Below are 21,177 nucleotides of genomic sequence, written 5' to 3'. Positions count from 1 at the left end.
AGTGATCACGCGATCCACGGGACTCGACGGTAACACCTCCCGGACGGGTACCCGCAGGCCGCACCCCGGCTGCGACACCAGCGGGCCATCCGGAAGAGGTCCGGCGCTCAGGAAGCGGCAACCTCGGTCGATGACCGGGTGGCCTGCCGTGGCGGCACGGGCACTGCCCGCGCAGTGTCCAGCGCCGGTCCACTCGCGGTCGGCCCCGCCGAGTCGGTCGACCCGCCCGCAGCCGGCCCCTCCGGGTCGCTCGGCCCCTCCGGGCCGGCGGCGGCGGGGTCGACCGGTGTGTCCGCCGGTGGTGCGCCTGCGGGCGGTTCGCTCATCGGCCGGGGGTGGACCGCGCCCAGCGGCCCACCACCACCGGTCGGGCCATCATCCCCAGCGGCCGGGCCAACCCCGCCGGACCCCGAGTCGTCGTCGGCACCGTCCGCGCGGGAGCGGGCCCCGACCGGCCGGGTCCGGTCGGCGGCGTGCCCGAGGACCCGCAGCGACGCCAGGGCGGCCATCGGCACCACCAACGCGGCGGCAGCGCCCATCACGTCCAACGCCGCACCGTCGAGCACACCACCGAGCACCGCGGCGACCACGGTGCCGGCCAACGCGGCCCGGACCGCCGGGTAGATGCCGAACAACCGCATCAGCCCACCCCACGGCTGCAACAGGGCGAACCACACCAACAACCCACCGGCCAGCGCCAGCACGGTCAGCGGGCTGTTGACCAACGTCTCGAAATTCTCCGCGCTCGATCGGTGCACGGTAAACCCGCCGGTGCCGTCGCCGAGCGCCGAGAGGAACCGACCCAGGCTGCCCCGCTCCGCCGCCGAACGACGCAGATCCACCACGGCGAAGCCGATGCCGACCGCCAGGGCGGCCATCGTCGCCCACGCCAGCCGGCTGACCGTCAACCAGCCGCCGGCGCTGATCACGGCGGCGACGCTCACCCCGGCGGTGAGCGCGATCGCACCGACCGGGTCGGCACCCAGGTACGGGCTGCCGACCACCACCACGGCGAGGCCACCCACGGCCACCATCACCGCCGGCCGCCAACCACGGTGCACCCGCTGGGCGAGCCAGCCCCCGGTGAGCAACGCGCCCGCCAGGAGCACTCCCAGCCCCACCGTGCTCAGCCCGGCGTAGCGGCCACCCTGCAACGCGGAGTAGCCCACCACGCCGTTGAGCTGGAGGCTGGCCCCGGTGAGCACGTCCAGGCCGACGACAAGTGTGGTGAGGCCGGCCACCGCGCCCATCGGGCCGAGGGTGCGCGCGTACCCGGGGGCAAACCGCACCGCCGCGGTGCCGGCGGCCACCAGCAGCGCGGTGACCCCGGCGAAGATCCATCCGGGGTGCCCGCCACGCCACCAGGGCACCGCGTCGGCGAGCAGCGCCGCCGGGATCGTCAACGCCGCGGCGACCAGCAGCAGCTCCACCACTGCCACGATCCGCCCGGAGACGGGGGTCGGGCCGGCCGGCCCGGCGTGCGGGCGGGCCCGCCGCAACAGCGGCAGAATGGCCAGCGCCAGCAACACCTGCACAGCGGCGAGCAGCGTGAAGAACCTGCCGGAGATGGTCCGCTGGGCGGATGCCTCCCGATCGGCGTCCACCGGGGCGTTGATCGCGTCAACCAGGTCTGCCGGTCGACCGCCGGTGCTGATCGCCGGCCGGCCGAGGAAGAGTCGCTCCGGCATCGGCCGGCCCAGCGCCGCCAGAGCGGTCGGCGCGAGGTCGACAAGTTGCAGGTACCCGTCCCGGCCGGTGCTGGCCGAGGTGAGCCACCCCCGCTCCCAGCCCGGCCCGTCGGCGACCGCCACGTGCAGCCGCGACGACTGGGCGGTATCGGAGATCCCCGCGACCAGCACCAGCGACCGCGGTGGCCGCGCGGCCAGCACCCGGGCCAGTTGGGCGTCCGCCGCTCGGGCCTCCTCGGCGCGGGCCGCCGGGTCGGTCCCCTCGACCGTGCCGAGGTCGACGATGCTCAGGATGCACGAACCGAGCAGCACCTTCGGGTCGGCTGGCAGCGCCGACGCGTACCGGTCGACGCGGCCGAACGGTCGGGCTGCCGCCACGGCCGCACCCGGGCCGACGGCGACGGAGCAGCGGACCGACTCCGACAGCGATCCGGGCAGGGCACCCCAGGACAGGCGCTGCTGGTTGTACTGCACCACGCTCTCCTGCTCGGGCAGGTTCGCGCCGATGCCGTCGGGTTGTTCCACCACCACCCCGGCCGGTGGGCACCCATCGACCGACCGGCTGCCGTTCCACGCGGCGAAGCTGCCCGCGCCCAAGGTCAGCCAGCCGTCCACCGGGCAGGTGGGTCGGTGCGCGGAACGCACCGACAACGAGCCGATCGACCCTTCCTGGGCCATCCGCCACAACGTCGGCGTGCTCTGCGGATCCACGTCCTCCCAGCGCAGCCCTGCGACCCCGGCGAGCACCACGAAGTCGGCGGTGCGTTGCGGGACGCCCCGCGGTGGGCGGGCGGCCAGCGCGGTGACGCCCAGCACCACCACGAGCACGGTCAACAGGGCGGGGGCGATTCGGCGCAACATCACCGGTGTCCCGTTCTCGGGGCGTCGGAGTCCGGGGCGGCCGCCGGGCCGGTGCCGCCCGTGGCCACCTCGGCGTAGAGGGCGGCCAGCGCGGCCACGGTGTCCGTCTCGGTCGGCCACGTCGCCGCCCGTTCAGCACCACGGCGGCCCAACTCGGCCCGGGCCGCCGGATCGTCCAGCAACGCGCACACCGCCGCGTCGACAGCGTCCACATCGCCGGCGGGGACCAGCCTGGCAGCGTCGCCGACCAACTCCGGCAGCCCACCAACCGCGGTGGCCACCAGCGGTACGCCGGCGCGCAGCGCCTCCTGCGCGAAGAGCTGCCGGGCCTCCCAATCGCTGGTCACCACCGCCAGGTCAGCGCCGGCGAGCAGATCCGCCACGTCGGTGCGGTGCCCCAGCAGGGTCACCGGGGCGCGAGCCGCCGACGTCCGGGCTGCCAGCGGCAGGTAGGCCGGCCCACTACCGGCGATCACCACGACCGGCGGCGGGGTACGCGTACGCCAGCGGGCCGCCGCATCGATCAGCACGTCGTACCGTTTCTGCGGGTGCAGACGGCCGACCGAGACGATCAACGGCTGGTCCGGGCGTACGCCGAACTCGGCGCGTACCGCTGCCGGCCGCCGATGCGGCGCCGGCAGTGTCGGCGCGGCGACCGGGGCGAGCCGGGCGTCGGCGGCACCCAGCGCGGCAGCCCGTTGCACCAGGTCCGCGGAGGCACCGAGGGCCACCCGGACACCCCGGGCCACCACTCGTTCCACGAGCCGGGACACCCCGCCCCGCAATCCGCCCGCGAGCACCGCGTTGTGCCAGGTGACGATCAGCGGGGCGGCGGGACGGGCCAGCACCGCGACCAACCCGGCACGCAGGCCGTGCGCGTGCACGACGTCGACGCGGGCGGCGGTGAGCACCCGACGCAGGGCGAGCACCGCCCGGGCGTCGGCCGGGGTCGGGCTGGCCGGGATCTCCACCGGCTCGAAACGGGCACCGACACTGACGAAGTCGAACTGCTCCTGAGTTGCCGCGGGCCCGCAGACCACGACTGTGGCACCGCCCGCGACAAGGCCACGAGCCACCGAGCGGACGTGCTGACCGACACCGCCGGTGCTGGACGCGAGCAACAACGCGACGGTGCCCGACCAGCCGGCCGGCAGACTTGCCTCGCTCATCGAGTCGCAGTCTCCTTCCCGTCGCCCCGCTCCGGGGAGCCCGCAGCGGGCGTCGGCGCGCCGCCGGATGGCCCTCGCCGACGCAGACGCCGCACCACCCCGGCGAGCAGTGGCGCTACGTCCCGCCGGTCGACGAACCAGACCACGGCGAGGAACACCGCCCCGACCAGAACCCCGGACAGCATGCCCTGACCGAGTGCCGCCGCCATCGTCGGGGTGCCGTCACCCGGCGCGGCGAGCCATCGGGTGAGGCCCAGACCGGCGAGCGCGGCGAGCACACCGGCGAGGCCACCGGCCGCTCCGGCCCGTGCCGCGCCAGCCAGAGCCGGACGGCCGGCGCTGCGCACCACCGCCACGATCAGCAACGCACCGAGCACCAGCATCCCCACCGAGTTGGCCGACGTCACCGCGAACACCCGATCCCGCACCGGCAACAGCGCACCGAACAGCCGGACGACTGCCGGCACCACCAGGAAACCGATGGCGGTCGCGACCGTCGCCGCCCGGGTCTCCCCCCGGGCGTAGAGCGCCCGGGTGAGCACCGCGAACAGGCCGTAGCCGACCAGGCCCGGCGCGTACCCGATGATCGCGGCGGCGGCGGTGGTCGAGGCGGTGGACTCGGAGAAGAAGAAGTGCCCGACCGGGCCGGCGGTCCCGATCAACGCGGCCGTGCCGAGGCAACTGAACAGCAGCACCCCGCGAACGGCCGGTGCCAGGGTCGCCCGGTAGGTGTTGTCGTCACCGGCGGCGCGCGCCGCCGCCAGGGTCGGGTAGGCCGCGATGGCCAGCGGCACCGCCAGCACCGCCCACGGCAACAGGTAGACGGTCTGCGCCAGGTTGTAGACGGCGGGATTGGTCGCCGCGCCGTGCGTGACCTGGTTCAGGCTGACGATCAGGGCGATCTGCTGAGCGGTGACGGTGACCGCGCCCGCCACCGCCAACCCGCCGACCCGGGCCCGCGCGTCGGTGGGGAACCCGAACCTGGGCCGCAACCCGAGGTGTAGCCGGCCGACCGGGATCAGCAGCGACAGCGACAGCACCACCACACCGAGGGTGGTGCCGCCGGAGAGCAGCAATTCGCCACCGCGGCTCACCCCGGCAACGGTGGCGTCCCGGCCCTGCGTCGCGGCGAACCCCAGGTAGACGACGATCACGGTGAGGCTGGACAGCAACGGGGCGAGCACCGGCCAGGCGAAGCGGCGGTGTGCCTGGAGCACGCCGGTGAGCACGATGCCGACCCCGTACAGCGGCAGTTGCGGCGCGAAGACCCGCAGCATCCGTACGCCGCTCTGCTGCTGGGCGGCGGTCAACCCGTCGCCGAGCAGCCCGATCACCGGCCCGGCGGCGACCACCACGAGCAGCGCGAGCGGGACCAGCAGGGCCAGCGTCCAGGTCAGCAGCGCCCCGGTGGTCCGGGCGACGGCGCTCCGGTCGCCCGCCGCGACCGCACCGGCGAGCAGCGGTACGACCAGGCTGGCCAGCGCTCCCCCGGCGACGATCTCGAAGATGAAGTTCGGCACGGCGTTGGCCACCACGTAGGTGTTGCCAAGGTCGGTGTGCCCCAGGCCCAGGGTGAACACGGCGGTACGGCCGAAGCCGGCGAGCCGGCTGGCGATGGTGAGGACGGCGATGAGCGCGGCTGCCCCGGCCAGCCGGCCGGCGCCGGCGAGGGGTGCCGGTTTGCTCACGTCAGTCGGCGCGTCGGCCCAGTGCGTCGAGCTCGCGCAGCCCCGGGGTCCGCTGGATCACCGAGGTGAAGCTGACCTTCTCGCTGGTGGCGGTGAGGCCGGCGAGCACGGCGAGCAGACCGGCCCGGCCGAGCGGGCCGGTGCGGGCGGCGAGCGCGACGCCGAGCAGCGCCCCGAGGGCGTTCGCGCCGCTGTCGCCGAGCATCACGTCCTCGGCCAGGTCGTCGCGGAGCAGGCCGGCGGCGGCTCCGGCCGCACCGGCGGCGATCCCGCCGTGCGGCCCGCCGGTCAGCGGCGCGGCGAGCAGCAGCCCGGACTTGATGGCCCGGCCGGGCCGCAGGTCGAGCAGGTTGAGCAGGTTGGCCGTGCCGGCGATGACGCCGGCGCCGAGCAGCACGTCGACGCCCCGGCCAACGGATCCGTGACGCTGCCGGCGCGGGTGCGCGGCGACCCGGGGGTCGGCGGCGAGCAGCGCGGCGGCACCCAGCCCGGCAGCACCCACCCCGACGATCTTGACGAGGCCTGCGGTGATCCGCCCTTCGCGCAGTGCGGCGAGGTGGCCGGCGAAGCCCTTGGCCGTCTTCTGCGCCGGCCGGGCGCCGACCACGTCGTCGTACAGGCCGACGCCACCGGCACCCAGGCCGGCGACCAGGGCGGCCCCACCGGCTGCGCCACTGGTGGCACCGAAGGCGCCGGCGGCGGCCGCACCGGCGGCGAGCGCCGGACCTGCGGCGAGGGTCACCGTGCGGCCGCGGAAGTTGGTGCGCTGCAGCGTGGGCCCGACCGGGGAGGTACGCACCTCGCGCAGCGCGTACCGGGCTGCTGCGGCGCCGGCACCGGCGAGCAGCAGCCGGCCCAGCGTCCTCACGCCGCCGCCCTGGTGTGCCTCAGGTGCGCTCGCGCACGCGTCGCCTCGTCGGTTACGGACACGGGGGTACGTCGTTCGCTCACTGGGGCAGTCTAGGCAGCAGGGACGGAGCGTTGTCGCCGACGCCGTACTGGCCGGCCTTCTTCTCGGTGAGTTGCTGCACCAGAGCGAGGCTGGTGACCAGCTGACCCTGGACGGTGTTGGCGTTGTCGACCGTGGAGATGGTCTGGGCGAGCACCGGGTCACCGCGGACCACGGCCACCAGGTTGCCACCGGCGGAGCCGTTGCCGGCCACCACGATCGACCCGGTGCGGTCGAACTGCTCGGCGATCTTGACGACCGACTCGTCGCGCTTCTCGGAGTCCTTGTCGACATACGGCTGACCGCTGACCACGACGACCGCCTCCGCCGAGCCGGTGACCTTGTTGTTGTCGGTGGTCAGGTAACCGGCGTTGTTGTACGCGGCGAGCACCGCCCGCCGGTCGGCGTCGCTGACCGGCGCGGTGCCCTGAGCCCGGTCGAGCAGGACGCTAGCCAGCAGGGCGCTGGAGGTCTCCACACCGTGCCCGTTGCCGGGCAGGCCGGTGGTCTGCGCCGTCGGGCGGGCGGCGGTGACGGCCAACTCCAGCAGGTTGGAGTTGTTGTCCGGGTTGATGAGTTTGTCCTGTAGGTCGACCCGGCCGGTGACGGTCGCGCCGGCCTGCTGGAGCTTCTTGAGCACACCCTCGGTGTGGTCGCGCCCGTTCGGCAGGGTGAGCACCAGCACGCGCCGCCCGGTCAGGGTGCCGGGGAGGACGACCTGGGAGATCTCCTCGGCGAACTCCTCCTCCAGCCCGAGCTGCTTCTCCATGTTGTTGACCTGCTGGCGCCAGTACTGGTTGTCCTTACGCAGCCCGGTGACCTGTCCCTCGAGCGAATCGGCGACCGGGCCGTTGAGGGCGGCCGTGCCGACCACCAGGCCGATCGCCAGAGCTAGGAAGACCGCGGTGAGGGACACCACGTGGTAGCGGAAGTTGATCACGCTTGCAGCCTCTTGATCGGTCGGGAACTAGAAGAGCCGGTACAGCTGGAACACGAAATTGTCCCACCACTCGGCGACCACGCCCAGGTACGCCTTCCCGACGGTCGAGACGGCCACCGCGGACGCCATCGCCGCGATCGCCGACAGCACCAGCAACAGCAGCGACGAACCGGAGATGCTCTGCCGGTAGAGCCGGCTCACACCCTTGGCGTCGACCAGCTTGCCGCCGACCTTCAGCCGGGTCAGGAACGTCGAGGCCATCCCGCCGCGACCCTTGTCCAGGAATTCGACGAGCGTGGCGTGGGTGCCGACCGCGACCAGCAGCGACGCGCCCTTCTCGTCGGCGAGCAGCATGGCCAGGTCCTCGCTGGTCGCCGCGGCCGGGAAGGTGATCGCCGGGACGCCGAGGCCGTTGACCCGGGGCAGGCCGGGGGCCCGCCCGTCCGGGTACGCGTGCACGATCACCTCGGCGCCGCAGCGCAGCACGTCATCGGTGACCGAATCCATGTCCCCGATGATCATGTCTGGGGTGTATCCGGCTTCGACCAGCGCGTCCGCGCCGCCGTCGACACCGATGAGCACCGGCTTGAACTCCCGGATGTACGGGCGCAGCACGTCCAGGTCGGCCTTGTAGTCGTAGCCGCGTACGACGATCAGGCAGTGCCGACCCTGCATCTGGGTCTCGATGTCCGGCACGCCCACACCGTCGAGCAGCAGGTCGCGCTCCTGGCGGAGGTAGTCCATCGTGTTGGCGGCGAACGCCTCCAACTGCACCGACAGACCCTCCCGGGCGTCGGCCATGGCCTTGGCGACCGACTCGGTGTCCTGCAGGCTGCCGTGGGCCACCGGCTCGTCGCCGGCGAAGACCGTGTTGCCCTCGATGCGCACCTGGTCGCCCTCGCGGACCTGCTCGAAGACGCCCTCCCCCAGGTCGTCGAGGAGCGGAATGCCGGCGGCGATCAACACCTCCGGGCCGAGGTTCGGGTAACGGCCGGACACCGAGGGCTTCGCGTTGAGCACCGCCGCGACACCGACAGCGACAAGCGAATCGGCCGCCACCCGGTCCAGGTCGACGTGGTCGATGACCGCGATGTCACCAGGGCGCAGCCGACCGACCAGCCGTTTCGTCCGGCGATCAAGGCGCGCGGTGCCGAGGACTGTGCCCGGTTCGGAGTTCCGGTTCCGGCGCAACGTGGGTAGACGCATCGTGACCATCCTGGCATGTGAGGCAGGCTTTTCTGTCGCGACATGCCTGAGCAGGGCCGCCTACCCAGGGAAGCACACGTCGGCACAAGCCGTTGTGCTTGCGCTCACAATACGCGGCGTCACAGCCGCCTTTCCTTGGCGGCCACAGCCAGAAGCTCCTCGGCATGGGCGATACCCAGATCCGAATCGGGCAAACCCGCCAGCATGCGTGCCAACTCCCGCGCCCGCTCGGTGTCCTCCACGACCCGCACCCCACTGGTCGTCACCGCCCCGCCAGTGTCCTTCGCCACCACCAGGTGCCGGTCGGCGAACGCGGCCACCTGCGGCAGGTGTGTGACGACCAACACCTGGTGGCTGCGGGCCAGCCGGGCCAGCCGCCGACCGATCTCCACCGCCGCCTGACCGCCGACACCCGCGTCGACCTCGTCGAAGACCAAGGTGGGCGGGCCACCCGAGCCGGCGAAGACCACCTCGATGGCGAGCATCACCCGGGACAACTCACCGCCGGAGGCACCGCGCTGCAACGGCAACGACGGCGCTCCCGGGTGGGCCAGCAACCGCAGCTCCACCTCGTCACCGCCGTCCGGTGTGACACCCACCTCAACGCCGTTGACCGCCAGCGTCGGCTCGGCGCGCCCAGCCGGGCGGGGCAGCACCGCCACCTCGATCCGCGCGTGGGGCATGGCCAGACCGGCCAGCTCGACGGTGACCTGGTCGGCGAAACGGATCGCCGCCTCCTGCCGGGAGGCCGACACCCGCCCGGCCAGGTCGGCCACCTCGACGGCGAGCCGCTGACCGTCGCGCTCCAACTCGTCGAGCAGATCGTCGGACGTGTCCAGGTCGGACAGTCGGGTGCGCGCCCGATCGGCCCAGGCGATCACCCCGTCGACGTCGTCGGCGTACTTGCGGGTCAACGCGCGCAACGCCGCCCGCCGCTCGTAGACGTGCTGCAACCGGGCCGGGTCCGCGTCGAGCGTCGCCAGGTACGCCGACAGCTCCGCCGACACGTCGGTCACCAGGGTGGCCGCCTCCTCCAGGCGGGCCGCCAGCTCACCCAGCGCCGGGTCGGTGCCGGACTGCGCCTCCAACGTCCGCCGGGCGGTGCCCAGCAGCGCCGCCGCGTCGGGTGTCTCGTCGGCGGCCTCCGCACCGCCCGCCACGCACTGCTGCGCGATCTGCGCGGCCGTCCGCAGCCCCTCGGCGTGCTCCAGCCGCTGCGCCTCGGTCTTCAGCTCGTCATCCTCACCGGGCTGCGGATCGACCCGGGTGATCTCGTCGAGGCCAAGCCGCAGCAGGTCGGCCTCCTGGCTGCGCTCGCGGGCGTTGCGTCGCCGGTCGGCCAGGTCGTCGACGATCCGCCGCCACCCCGTGTACGCCTCGCGCAGCGCGTCGAGCAACTTCTCGTGCCCGGGGCCGGCGAACCGGTCCAGGGCGGCCCGCTGCTCGGCCGGGCGCAGCAGCCGCAGCTGGTCGGACTGGCCGTGCACAGCGACCGCCTGCTCGCCGACCTCACCGAGCATCGACACCGGCATGCTCCGGCCGCCAACGTGGGCGCGTGACCGCCCCTCCACCGTCACCGTGCGGCTCAGCAGCACCGTGCCGTCCTCGTCGGGCTCGCCGCCAGCCTCGATGATCCGCGCGTGCACGACGTCGGCGACCCGCCCGTGCAGGCGCAACCGCCCCTCCACCACCGCCCGGCCGGGTTGGGCCCGGACCCGCCCGGCGTCGGCCCGGCCGCCGAAGAGCAGACCGAGGCCGGTCACCACCATCGTCTTGCCCGCACCGGTCTCGCCGGTGATGACGTTCATGCCGCCGGTCAACGGCAGCGTGGTGTCGTCGATGACGCCGAGTCCAGTGATGCGCAGCTCTTCCAGCACAGCCACCGACAGTAGACGCGAGGCCCGACAGTTGACCAGCCGACGGGCCCGGGCGCGGCCGGCACCCGGCCGACGTAAGGTTCTGCCCCGTGTTGGACGTGATCGGCCTGACAACGGCTGAGGAGGAGCTCTACCGCTGCCTGCTTCAGCTCACCACGGCCCGCATCGACGAGCTGGTCCGCCGCCTGGACCGACCCCGTGAGCAGGTCGTCGCCCAGGTCGAGGCGCTGCGCGCCAAGGGCCTGGTGCAGCTCACCGACAACGATCCGAACGCGCCGCTGCGTCCGACCGCCCCGGACGTCGCACTCGGCGCGACGCTGCTGCGTCGGCAGGAGGACCTGGAGGCCGCCCGCCGACGGGTCACCCAACTGGCCGAGGAGTACCGGTCCGGGCTGCGGCGGCACGACGTCGACCACCTCGTGGAGGTGATCACCGGCGCCCGGGTGCTCCGGGACCGTCTGCGCGATCTGCAGAATTCGGCGCGTACCGAGGTGCTGTGGTTCTGTCGGGCCAACCCCCTCGCCATGGCCGGCCCGGAGAACGTCGAGGAGTTCGACGCGCTGGCCCGCGGAGTGAGCTACCGGGCCATCTACGAGCGTGACCTGCTGCTGGAGCCGGGCGCGTTGGCCGACCTCGCCAAAGGGGTCGCCGCCGGCGAGCAGGCCCGCGTCCTCGACCGGCTACCGGTCCGACTGGCCATCGTGGACGCCCGCATCGCCATCTGCCCGTTGGTGCCCGACCGCGACGGCGGTGAACCGAGCGCCGCCGTGATCGGCCGCAGTCAGCTGCTCGACGCACTGCTCGCCCTCTTCGACAGCCACTGGCGGGTGGCCACCCGGTTGCGGCTCGACGACCCCCTCGCCGTCGCGGCGACCGAGGGCCGACAGCCGGACCCCGAGGACCATCCGCGCGACGGTTACCAACCGGACGCCGACGGGGCGCGGCTGCTGTCGCTGTTCGTGGCCGGCGTACCGGACAAATCCATCGCCTCCCAGCTCGGGGTGAGCCGGCGGACCGTCCAACGGCGCATCGCCGACCTGATGGCCGCCGCCGGTGTCGACACCCGGCCTGGGCTGGCGTTCCAGGTCGCCCGACGCGGCTGGCTCTGACGCCGAAGGGTCCGCCGTCGGCCGACGGCGGACCCTACCCGGGCGGGCGGGACGGCTCAGCCGCCCCGCCCTGCACAGGTCAGCGCAGTCCGTACGCCGCAAGCACCGTCTGGTCGACGACGTTCCCGGCCCGGTCGGCGGCGTGCACCCGCAGCGACACCGTTCCATGCCCCGCCGGCACGGTGGCCGTGTAACGGGTACCCGACCCCTTCGTCGGCGCGTTCCGCCAGGTGACGCCCCCATCGAAGGAGACCTGCACCCGAACGCTGGTGCCGGTCGGCGCGGGCACCCCGGCCGGCTGACGCAGGGTCACTCCCAGCTCGTGCGGCCGGTTGCCGCGTACCGTGCCGAGCAGGTCGGCCGGCACCCGGTAGTCGACCTGCAGCAGCGACAACGGCGTCGCGGCGTCGCCCGCCGGTCGAGCCGACGTGAACTCCCAGGCCGTGTCGGTCTGGGTGGCGTAGCGCCACTCCGACGAGGATCGCCGCGTGGTCAGGTCCAGCCGGTAGCGGGCCTTGTCTCCGGTGGTGGGCACCGGAGCCCACCCGCTGGACAGGTCGGCGATCTGCTGCCCGTTGCGGCTGAGCCGAGCCTCGACGGTGTCCGGCTCCTCGCTGGCGCCGGCCACGCTGTAGTGACCCTCGGCGTCGACGAACTCCGCCACCCGCACGTCCAGCGTGTCCTTCGTACGCGTGGGCACCGGCGCCCCGCCGCCGGCCGGCACGGCCGGCCGGATCACCGGGGCGTGCCAGGTCTCGCTCACCCGGTCGGCACCGGAGTACCGCCGGGGCTGCTCGGCCAGACCACCGGTCAACTGCCCATCAGGCATGAACGTGATCTTGTGCAGGACCCGGTGCTGCCACCAGGAGTCGTCGGCGCTGACGAACTCCTGCCGGGTGCTGCCGGCACGCACCAACCGCTGGTTGTCGTTCCAGGATGCCTCCTGCCACGGACGCCAACCAAAGCGCTGCTCGGTGGCCCACTCACCGCCGACACCCCCGTAGTGGGCGGTCACCTCGGCGGTGTTCTGCGCGGTGACCTTGTGCGTGATCCGCTCCGGGATCCGACCCTTCGAGACCTGCCACACGTCGTACAGGTACGGGCTCTCGACGGTCAACGTCAGGTCCAACGTCGTACGACCACGCTTGGCCGCCGCGATCACCTTCTGCCCGTCGTCGTACGCCACCGCCATCGCCGGGATCGGCAGCCGGTCACCCAACGGCGTCCAGGACGTCCACGCGCTCTGGTCGGCCGGCCGAACGATCAGCACCGTCTTCGCACCGGCGGCGGCCGCCGCCGCGATCTGCTCCTCCTCCGAGGCGTCCGGGCTGGTGGTCAGCAGCGCCGCGGCGCCACGCACCCGGGCAAGCTCCCCGGGGGTGCCGGTGCCGGCCCAGACCAGCGGCAGCTTCCGCCGGTCCGACGGCGCCGGCGAGTAACCCATCAGGTTGATGTCCAGCGGACCGGACACCCCACTGATCTTCGCGTCCACCATCGGCGCGACCAACTGCCAACGCGACGAGAACTCGAACTCGCCCTCGCGCACCGGGCGGGTCGGCGTGACGTTGAGCTGCTGGACGGTGCTGAAGGTCATCACCCCGTGGTCGACCTGCCGGCCGTTGCCGAAGATCCGGTGCTCGTAGAAGCTGATCGTCGCCTGCTGCTCGGAGGGCTTCGGCGTCTCGATCCGCACCGGAGTGCCCTTGCGCGGGTCGAGCACCACCGTGACGTCCCGGTCGACCAGCAACTCCGGGTCGGTGACCAGGGTCTCCTGCTCATCCAGCGGAGCGCCGTGCTCGATCAACGCCTCGAGCAGGTACGGGCCCTCCTCGACCTGCAGTTGCACCTCACCGCCGACCCAGCCGAGCCAGTCGGATTCGGGATTCTCACCGAAAAGGGTGAGCACCGACGCGAAGCCCGGCTGCCCCTGCATGTCCACCGCCCGCACGGTCACGGTGTGCAGCGGACCGCTGAGGGTCAGGGCGACCGCCGTGCGCACCGCCACACCGTCCGCGCCAGTCGCTACCAGCCACCCGCTGTGCAGACCCCGGTCCAACTTCGCCGGGTCCGCTCGCAGCGCAACAGCGACGCTACCGCCGGCCGGCACGCTCACCTCGCCGCTGCCGACCGAGACACCGTCGACCTCGGCCGCGCCGGTGTCCAGGTTGCGCAACTCCAGGGCCAGCCGCAGGGTCTGCGCGGCCGCGGTGCCATTGGTGTACGCCACGCTCCGCTCGGCCGCCGCGCCATCGGTGCTGAGCCGCCCGAAGTCGGCGGTCCCGGAGGAGTACACCCGCTGGCTGAGCGCCCGAGCCACATCGACCCGACCGCCGCCCTGCTCGAACACGGTCAGCGCCGGGTTCGCCTTCGTGGTGCTGACCAGCGCGTCCTTGAGCATGCCGGCGGTCCAGTCGGGGTGCTCCTGGGCGAGGATCGCCGCCGCTCCGGACACGTGCGGGGTGGCCATCGAGGTGCCGTTCGCGCTCGTGTAGGCGTCGTCCACCGGCGTACCCATGGCGGTGCCGGCAGCCCGCGCGGCGATGATGCCGACACCGGGCGCGGTGATCTCTGGCTTCAGACCGTTGTCACCGAGCCGCGGGCCCCGACTCGAGAACGACGCCAGGTTGTCGTCGCGGTCCACCGCGCCGACGGTCAGCGCCGCAGCGGCCGCGCCGGGTGCCCCGACGGTATGCGCCGCGCCCTCGTTACCGGCCGCGACCACGAACAACGTCCCGGTCTCGGCGGTCAACTCGTTGACCGCCTGGCTCATCGGGTCGGTGCCGTCGGTCGCAGACCCGCCGAGGCTCATGCTGACCACCCTCGCACCGGAGTGGGCGGCCCACTCCATCCCCGCGATGATGGCCGAGTCGGAGCCCGAACCACCATCGTCGAGCACCTTGCCGATCAGCAGCTGCGCCCCGGGAGCGACGCCCTTCCGCAGACCACCGGACGCCGCGCCACTGCCGGCGATGGTGGACGCCACGTGGGTGCCGTGGCCGTTCCCGTCACGGGTGCTACCGACACCGGAGAAGTCCCGTGCCTCGGCGATCCGCCCGGCCAGGTCGGGGTGGGTCGCGTCGACGCCGGTGTCGAGCACGGCCACCTTCACGCCGGTACCGTCCCGGCCGGCCGCCCAGGCCGCCGGGGCGCCGATCTGCGGCACGCTGTGCTCCAGCGTCGGGCGGACCTTCCCGTCCAGCCAGATCCGGGCGACACCCGCGCCGAGCGTGGCCGGCGCACCGGCGGCGACACGCTGCCCGCTCGTACCGCGCAGCGACGTCCACAGTCCACCGAGGTCACTCTTGCCGACCCGCAGCGCCGCGCCGTTGATGCTCTCCAACGGCCGGGTGTCGGTGGCGCCGGTGAGCGCCTTGACCCGACCGGCGGCCGGCTCCTGATAGCGGACGATCAGCGGCAACGCGCCCTGCGCGGCGTCGCCGAACCCGTCGGCGACCAACTCCTGCACGTCGAACAGGTTGGCGTCGAGCACCCCCGCGGAGAGGTACGGCATGACGTCGCTGGGCAGCACCCGCAGCTTGCCGTCGACCTCCACGGTCTGGAAGGTGATCCGCTCCCGACCCGGGCCGCGCCGGACGCTGGCGGTGACCCGGCCGGGCGCGGCCTGGACCAGGTCGACCTGGTCGCCGGTGATCAGGGTGATGCGGACGGGCGCGACGCCCGCGGCGGGCGTGCCCGAGTGCGGCTCGGTGGGCCGGGCCGGCGGATCGGCGGACGCCGGTGCGGCGAGGCCGACCACCAACGCGCCGACCGCGCCGACGGCGAGCCAGCGTGGGGACCAGTGCATGCGATGTGCTCCTCTACTCCTGTAGGCCCGCCATCCGTGGATGCGGGCCGATCGGAGTCTGCGACGGAGCCGGTCACCAGGTCACTAGTCGCCAGCCGCCGCAGCGGCGACATGTCGTCAGGTGGACAACGGACGACCACCGACGGTGTGCCACCCGATCACCGGCGGCTGCCGCGCCACCCGTGCACGGGAAGGTCGAACTTGGCGACCAGCCGGTCGGTGAACGGGCGGGCCCGCAGCCGCACGATGCGCACCGGCAGAGCACCCCGACGCACCGTCACCCGGGCCCCCGGTGGGAGGTCGTAGACGCGCCGCCCGTCGCAGGAGAGCACGGCGAGGGTGGTGAACGGGTCGACGGTGATCACGAAGGTGGACGTCGGGGCGGTGACCAACGGGCGGCTGAACAACGCGTGCGCGCTGATCGGCACCAACAGCAGCGCCTCCACCTCCGGCCAGACCACCGGACCGCCACCGGAGAACGCGTACGCGGTGGAGCCGGTGGGGGTCGCGCAGACGACGCCGTCACACCCGTAGCGGGACAGGGGCCGACCGTCGACGTCGACGAGCAGCTCGAGCATCTGCGCCCGCTCGCCCTTCTCGATGCTGATCTCATTGAGCGCCCACGACTCGATGGTGGGCCCACCGTCGAACTCGGCGGTGACGTCCAGGGTGAGCCGCTCGTGAACGGTGTAGTGGCGATCCACGACGTCACGGACCGCGATGTCCAGGTCGTCGATCTCCGCCTCGGCCAGGAAGCCCACCTTGCCGAGGTTGATGCCGAGCAGCGGCGCCTTCGCCGGCCGGGCCAGCTCGGCGGCGCGCAGGAAGGTGCCGTCCCCACCGAGCGCGAAGACGATCTCGGCGCCCTCGGCGGCCTGCGGACCGGCGACCGGCACCACCCCGGGCAGGTCGAGGTCGTCGGCCTCGTCGGCGACCACCCGCACCTCGAAACCCGCGGCGATCAGGTCGGCGGCGACCGACCGGGCATGCTCGGTGCTGCGCCGACGGCCGGTGTGGGTCACCAGCAGCGCCGTCCGGCTCATCGGGCCACCCGCCCGTTCAGGACCGGGCGGCGTCGCGCCACCGTCGCCCCGGCACGGCCGCGTGTCCTCCTGCGAACCACCGCGGTGCCCTCGCTGCACGCGTTCACCCTGCGACCTCCTCCGCCGCCACGTCCGGCACGTCACCGGTCCTGGTCGGGCCATCCGGCCCGTCACCGGTCCTGGTCGGGCCATCCGGCCCGTCACCGGTCCTGGTCGGGCCGTCCGGCCCGGCCGCCACCACCGCCCGCACCCGCTGCGGGTCGGCCGGTGGTGCGCCCCGGCGCAACCATACGAAGAACTCCACGTTGCCGCTCGGCCCTGGCAGCGGGCTGGCCGCCACATCGGCCAGCCCGAGGCCGAGCTGCGCGGCAGCCGCCGCCACGTCGAGCACCGCTTCGGCACGCAACTCCGGATCACGGACCACGCCACCGGCACCGACCCGGTCCTTGCCGACCTCGAACTGCGGCTTCACCATCAACGCCAGGTCACCGTCGACGCGGGTGCAGGCGGCCAGCGCCGGCAGCACCAGCCGCAGCGAGATGAACGACAGGTCGGCCACCGTCAGGTCGACCGGACCACCGATCACATCAGGATCGAGGGTACGGACATTGGTGCGCTCCAGGACACGGACCCGCTCATCCGTACGCAGCGACCAGGCGAGCTGCCCGTAGCCGACGTCCACGGCCACCACCTCGGCGGCGTCGGCGCGCAGCAGCACGTCGGTGAAGCCACCAGTCGACGCTCCAGCGTCCAGACAGCGCCGTCCGGCGACGTGCAGCCCACCGGGCCCGAACGCGCTCAGCGCGCCCGCGAGCTTGTGCCCACCCCGGGAGACGTACTCCTCGGTCGGGTCGGCACCAGTCACCAGCAACGGATCGGCAGGATCGACCATCGCGGCGGCCTTGCGTGCGGGAACCCCGCGCAGCTTGACCCGGCCGGCCTCCACCAACGCGGCAGCCTGCTCCCGGGAGCGGGCCAGACCGCGGCGGACGAGTTCGGCGTCCAGCCGGTTGCGACGTGCCATGGGTGGTTCTCCGGTCTGCTCAGGCCTGATCGTTGCGCTCAGGTCTGGTCGATGGTGGCGAGGGTTTCCCGCAGCGTCTCGTAGGCCGCCTCGTACTGCGCGATCTGGTCGGCCGGGGCCAACGTCGCCGCGTTGGCCATGGCCTGCACGGCGGCGTCCACCGCCGGGTGCCGCGCCTCATCGTCCCCGACGTCTGGCAGCGGCCCAGGCCGGGCACTCACCGCAGGGCCGGGCCGAGCGGCGTACGACCCGCCAGTCGGCGGACCGGGCCGGGCGGTGAACGACCCGCCAGCCGGCGGACCGGGCCGGCTCATTCGGCGTCGTCCGGCGGCTGCTTGCGGACCGCCTTCTTGGCGGGCATGGCCGCTGGTGTCGGGGCATCGTCGTCGGTCCGGCTGATTGTCGCCGGCGGCTTCTTCGCGATGGCCTTCTTCGCGACCGCCTTCTTCGCCACGGCTTTCTTCGCGACGACCTTCTTAGCCACCGGGGCACCCGCCGAGGCGTCGGACGGCACGAGACCGGTGCCGGGCTGCGCGGCGGCGGTCGGGTCGGCTTGCTCCGTCGGGCCGACGGCCGGCGCGTGGGCCGGCTCGGCGGTGGTCGGCGCGCTGGCCGGCTCACCGGCGCGCGCCTCGCGTAGCTGCCGTTCCAGGTCGTGCACCCGCCGGGTCAGCTCGGCCACCTCATCGGCGGTGGCCAGACCGACCGCGCCGAGGGCCCGGTCGACCTCGAAGCGGACCAGCTTGGTCAGCGCCTCCCGGTTGGCGGCGCCGGTGGTGACCAACTCCTCGCCGAGGGCCTGAAGTTGAGCGGCGGTCGCGCCGCCGGAGCCGACGAGACGACGTGCCACGTCCTGGGCCTTCTTCCGCGGCGCCTCCGCAAGGCCCATGGCCAGCTCGAGGTAGGCGCGCCACGCGTCCTGCATGCCTGAGTCCTTCCACGGGGCGGGGTGTGCAGGTGTCACGCTACCGGGCACCCCGGACCGTCCTGTGCGGTACGGTGCCGAGGACGGCGTGGCGATCAACGAGGGGGAGATGTGGCCAGCGTGGACGAGTGCCGGCAGGCGTTGCAAGAGCTGGCCGCCCGGCTGGACCGCAACGCTGAGACAGTACGCGAACGGATCGACCTGGACCGCACACTGGCCTGCCGCATCACCGACCTGGACACTGCCTTCCACGGCCGGATCACCGGCGGCCGGCTGGTCGAGTTGACCGACGGCGACGACCCCAAGGCCAAGATCGCGCTGAGCACGTCCAGCGACGACCTGCTCGCCCTGGTCCGCGGCGACCTCGACGTCACCGGAGCGGTGACCTCCCGCCGGGTGTCGATCAAGGCCAACCCGTTCGATCTGCTGAAGTTGCGCAAGCTGCTCTGACGAACGCCGGGTCAGTCGACCCGGATCACGCAGCAGCAGCCAGACCGAAGCTCTCCAGAGCGTGGGCGGCATCCGCGCCCATCGGGCGGATCTTCGGCAACGTCGGCACCGGTGCTGACCAGGCCGCCGCACAGAGCGCGGCCAGCGCGTCCAGCGGCCGACCTGACCCCGCCAGCTCCAGCGTGCCGTCGCGGTCGGTCACGGACCAGCCGCCAACGTCCGCAGGGCCCGGGACACGCACGGCGGCAGCCGGGTCGAAGAGCCCCGCCAGGTCCCTCGCGACGTACGTGGGACGTCGCTGCGGCCCGGCGGCCAGCAGATCCGGAACGCCGCTGACGCCGGTGAGCACGAGCAAACTGTCCAGTCCAGCGCGGCGGGCACCCTCGATGTCGGTGTCCAGCCGGTCGCCCACCACCAGGCTCCGGCCACCGCCACTGCGCCGGTCGGCGGTCTCGAACAGCGCCGACTCCGGCTTGCCGACCACGACGTCAGGGTCGCGCTCCAACGCCGTACGCAGCACCGCGACCAGCGACCCGTTTCCCGGCAGTGGTCCTCGCCCACTGGGCAGGGTCCGGTCGGTGTTGGTGGCGATCCACAGCGCACCGGCCCGCACCGCGACCGACGCTTCGGCCAGCTCCGCCCAGCCAACCTGCGGGCCGTACCCCTGCACCACCGCAGCCGGGTTCTCGTCTGCCTTGGTGACCGGGGTCAAGCCGACCGCACGCAGCTCCGCGCGCAGCGCCTCCGCACCGACCACCAGCACCGGCGCGCCAGCGGGCAGTCGGTCACGGAGCAGCTCGGCCGAGGCGGCCGCGGAGGTGAGAACCTCCTCCGGTCGGGCCGGCACACCCATCCCCGTCAGCAGATCGGCGACCTCGCTGGACCGGCGGGACGCGTTGTTGGTGGCGTACGCCACCGCCCGTCCCTCGGCGTGCAGCCGGGCCACCGCCTCGACGGCGCCGGGGATCGGCCGGTCGATCAGGTAGATCACCCCGTCCAGGTCGAAAACGACCAGGGTGTACCCGTCGACCAGCCGATCCCCCGCGCCTGCGTTCACCTCTGCGTCGACCCCGACTCGTCGTCCCGGGCCGGCCCGGTCTCGTCGGCGTTCACCGCGTCGCCGGACGTCACGCTGCTCTCAGCAGTGGTGTCCGCGTCGGCGTTGCCGCCCTGGTCCGGGTGACGATCCTCGTCCTCGTCGTCGAAGCCCTCGTCGTCGTCAGGACGTCCAGCCGCGCCGGCGTCCTCGTCGTCGTCGTAGTCCTCGTCCTCGCGGTCGTCGTCTTCGTCGTCGTCGTCGTCTTCGTCGTCGTCGTCGTCGTCGTCGTCGTCGTCGTCTTCGTCGTCGTCGTCGTCGTCGTCGTCTTCGTCGTCGTCGTCTTCGTCGTCGTCGTCGTCTTCGTCGTCTTCGTCGTCTTCGTCGTCGTCGTCGCCGTCGGCCAGGTCGGCGTCCGGTCGAGCCGGCACCGCGCCGGGAGCGCCCGGGCCTGCGGCGATCTCCTCGGCGGCCTCGTCCTCGTCGTCACCCTCGATGACCACGCCGTCGAGTTCCAGCAGCCGCTCGGCGGCGTCGGTCTCGCCCTCGGTGTCCACGTCAGCAGCACGGGAGAACCACTCGCGGGCCTCCTCGCGCCGGCCAACAGCGAGCAGCGCGTCGGCGTAGGCGTAACGCAACCGAGCCGTCCACGGCACGGTGGCCTCGCTGGTGAGGTCCGGGACCTGAAGCATCGCCACTGCGGCGTCCTTCTGCCCGAGGTCACCCCGAGCACCAGCGGCGACGATCAGCAGCTCGATCGCGACGGCCTGATCCAGCTTCTCCCGGTCGGCGCCGCGGAACAGGTCGATGGCCCGCTCCGGCCGACCGAGAGCCCGCTCACAGTCCGCGAGCACGGCCAGGTGACTCTGCAGCCCGCTCATCCGATGGTACGTGCGCAGCTCGGCGATCGCCGACTGCCACTCCCCCGCGTGGTACGCAGCCAAACCGACCGCTTCACGGACGGCGGAGATGCGCGAAGCGAGACGCCGGGCGGCCAGCGCGTGCGCCAGGGCCTCGGCCGGGTTCTCGTCGATCAGCTGACCGGTGGCGACGAGGTGCCGGGCCACCGTCTCGGCGACGGGCTTGTTCAGCGAGAGCAGCTCAGCGCGAACGTCCTTGTCGAGATCGGTCGCGACAATGTCGTCCGGCAGCGCCGGGGCCGAGCTACGCCCGCCCTCGAACGACTCGGAGCCGCCTGCACGGTCATCACGCCGGAACTCACCCTCGCGACGCGGCCGCTCGTCGGTCCGGAAACCACCCGAACGGTCGCCGCCACGGTAGCCACCATCGCGGTCGCCACCCCGGAAGCCGCCGCTCTCGCGCGGCCCGCTCGGCCGGGAGCCGTCCCGGTCGCCACCACGGAAACCGCCCTCACGACGGTCACCGCCACGGAAGCCACCCTCACGA

Annotated in this window: 15 protein-coding genes and 1 pseudogene; 2 read left to right on the top strand and 14 right to left on the bottom strand. The window is 73.2% G+C overall.

The features are described from left to right. Window positions 1-107: 107 nt before the first annotated feature. The 7 genes from ACLQ28_RS33815 to recN form a co-directional block, all read right to left on the bottom strand. On the bottom strand, window positions 108-2,549 hold the full coding sequence (locus ACLQ28_RS33815) for a hypothetical protein (RefSeq protein ID WP_425690333.1): 2,442 nt from the start codon (window positions 2,547-2,549) through the stop codon (window positions 108-110). Further along, on the bottom strand, window positions 2,549-3,718 hold the full coding sequence (locus ACLQ28_RS33810) for a glycosyltransferase family 4 protein (protein ID WP_425690320.1): 1,170 nt from the start codon (window positions 3,716-3,718) through the stop codon (window positions 2,549-2,551). The genes ACLQ28_RS33815 and ACLQ28_RS33810 overlap by 1 nt, the downstream gene beginning before the upstream one ends. Next, complete coding sequence (murJ, locus tag ACLQ28_RS33805) at window positions 3,715-5,406, bottom strand: murein biosynthesis integral membrane protein MurJ (protein ID WP_425690319.1); 1,692 nt, start codon at window positions 5,404-5,406, stop codon at window positions 3,715-3,717. The genes ACLQ28_RS33810 and murJ overlap by 4 nt, the downstream gene beginning before the upstream one ends. Window position 5,407: 1 nt before the next feature. Then, window positions 5,408-6,274, bottom strand: a complete 867-nt coding sequence (locus ACLQ28_RS33800) for a hypothetical protein (RefSeq protein WP_425690318.1) — start codon at window positions 6,272-6,274, stop codon at window positions 5,408-5,410. Window positions 6,275-6,353: 79 nt separating this feature from the next. Next, entirely contained in the window at window positions 6,354-7,295 is a 942-nt protein-coding gene (locus ACLQ28_RS33795) for a copper transporter (protein WP_425690317.1), read from the bottom strand. 27 nt (window positions 7,296-7,322) lie between these two features. Continuing rightward, window positions 7,323-8,501 carry a putative cytokinetic ring protein SteA gene (gene steA, locus ACLQ28_RS33790; protein ID WP_425690316.1) on the bottom strand — a complete coding sequence of 393 codons (1,179 nt, stop codon included), beginning with the start codon at window positions 8,499-8,501 and terminating at the stop codon, window positions 7,323-7,325. Between the two features lie 119 nt (window positions 8,502-8,620). Beyond that, entirely contained in the window at window positions 8,621-10,378 is a 1,758-nt protein-coding gene (gene recN / locus ACLQ28_RS33785) for a DNA repair protein RecN (RefSeq protein ID WP_425690332.1), read from the bottom strand. 89 nt (window positions 10,379-10,467) lie between these two features. Here recN and ACLQ28_RS33780 point away from each other — a divergent pair, with 89 nt between their 5' ends. Further along, entirely contained in the window at window positions 10,468-11,487 is a 1,020-nt protein-coding gene (locus ACLQ28_RS33780) for a helix-turn-helix domain-containing protein (protein ID WP_425690315.1), read from the top strand. A 79-nt stretch (window positions 11,488-11,566) separates the two neighbouring features. Here the strand turns inward: ACLQ28_RS33780 and ACLQ28_RS33775 are convergent, their stop codons facing one another. From ACLQ28_RS33775 to ACLQ28_RS33755, 5 genes are all read right to left on the bottom strand, one after another. Continuing rightward, window positions 11,567-15,292, bottom strand: coding sequence for a S8 family serine peptidase (locus ACLQ28_RS33775; protein WP_425690314.1), 3,726 nt, complete (start codon window positions 15,290-15,292; stop codon window positions 11,567-11,569). 158 nt (window positions 15,293-15,450) lie between these two features. After that, a complete protein-coding gene (locus tag ACLQ28_RS33770) occupies window positions 15,451-16,335 on the bottom strand; it encodes an NAD kinase (RefSeq protein ID WP_425690313.1) in 885 nt (294 codons plus the stop codon). Between the two features lie 103 nt (window positions 16,336-16,438). Further along, window positions 16,439-17,359 (bottom strand): TlyA family RNA methyltransferase, encoded by a 921-nt coding sequence (locus ACLQ28_RS33765; protein ID WP_425690312.1) that lies wholly within the window; start codon window positions 17,357-17,359, stop codon window positions 16,439-16,441. Between the two features lie 38 nt (window positions 17,360-17,397). Beyond that, the gene (locus tag ACLQ28_RS33760; protein WP_425690311.1) at window positions 17,398-17,673 is read right to left on the bottom strand and encodes a hypothetical protein; all 276 of its coding nucleotides are present in this window, start codon (window positions 17,671-17,673) and stop codon (window positions 17,398-17,400) included. Continuing rightward, window positions 17,670-18,284, bottom strand: coding sequence for a phasin family protein (locus ACLQ28_RS33755; protein WP_425690310.1), 615 nt, complete (start codon window positions 18,282-18,284; stop codon window positions 17,670-17,672). The genes ACLQ28_RS33760 and ACLQ28_RS33755 overlap by 4 nt, the downstream gene beginning before the upstream one ends. A 111-nt stretch (window positions 18,285-18,395) precedes the next feature. Here ACLQ28_RS33755 and ACLQ28_RS33750 point away from each other — a divergent pair, with 111 nt between their 5' ends. After that, window positions 18,396-18,734: an SCP2 sterol-binding domain-containing protein gene (locus tag ACLQ28_RS33750; RefSeq protein ID WP_355008437.1), complete on the top strand. Its 339-nt coding sequence runs from the start codon at window positions 18,396-18,398 to the stop codon at window positions 18,732-18,734. A gap of 25 nt (window positions 18,735-18,759) precedes the next feature. Here ACLQ28_RS33750 and ACLQ28_RS33745 read toward each other — a convergent pair whose 3' ends face one another. Both ACLQ28_RS33745 and ACLQ28_RS33740 read right to left on the bottom strand, forming a co-directional pair. Then, on the bottom strand, window positions 18,760-19,791 hold the full coding sequence (locus ACLQ28_RS33745) for an HAD-IIA family hydrolase (RefSeq protein ID WP_425690309.1): 1,032 nt from the start codon (window positions 19,789-19,791) through the stop codon (window positions 18,760-18,762). A 361-nt stretch (window positions 19,792-20,152) separates the two neighbouring features. Beyond that, window positions 20,153-20,837: pseudogene (locus tag ACLQ28_RS33740) on the bottom strand (hypothetical protein); the annotation flags it as partial. Window positions 20,838-21,177: the final 340 nt, after the last annotated feature.

It is taken from the genome of Micromonospora sp. DT201 (genome assembly GCF_049841575.1).
Classification (GTDB): domain Bacteria; phylum Actinomycetota; class Actinomycetes; order Mycobacteriales; family Micromonosporaceae; genus Micromonospora.
This window is presented reverse-complemented; position numbering and strand designations above follow the sequence as displayed.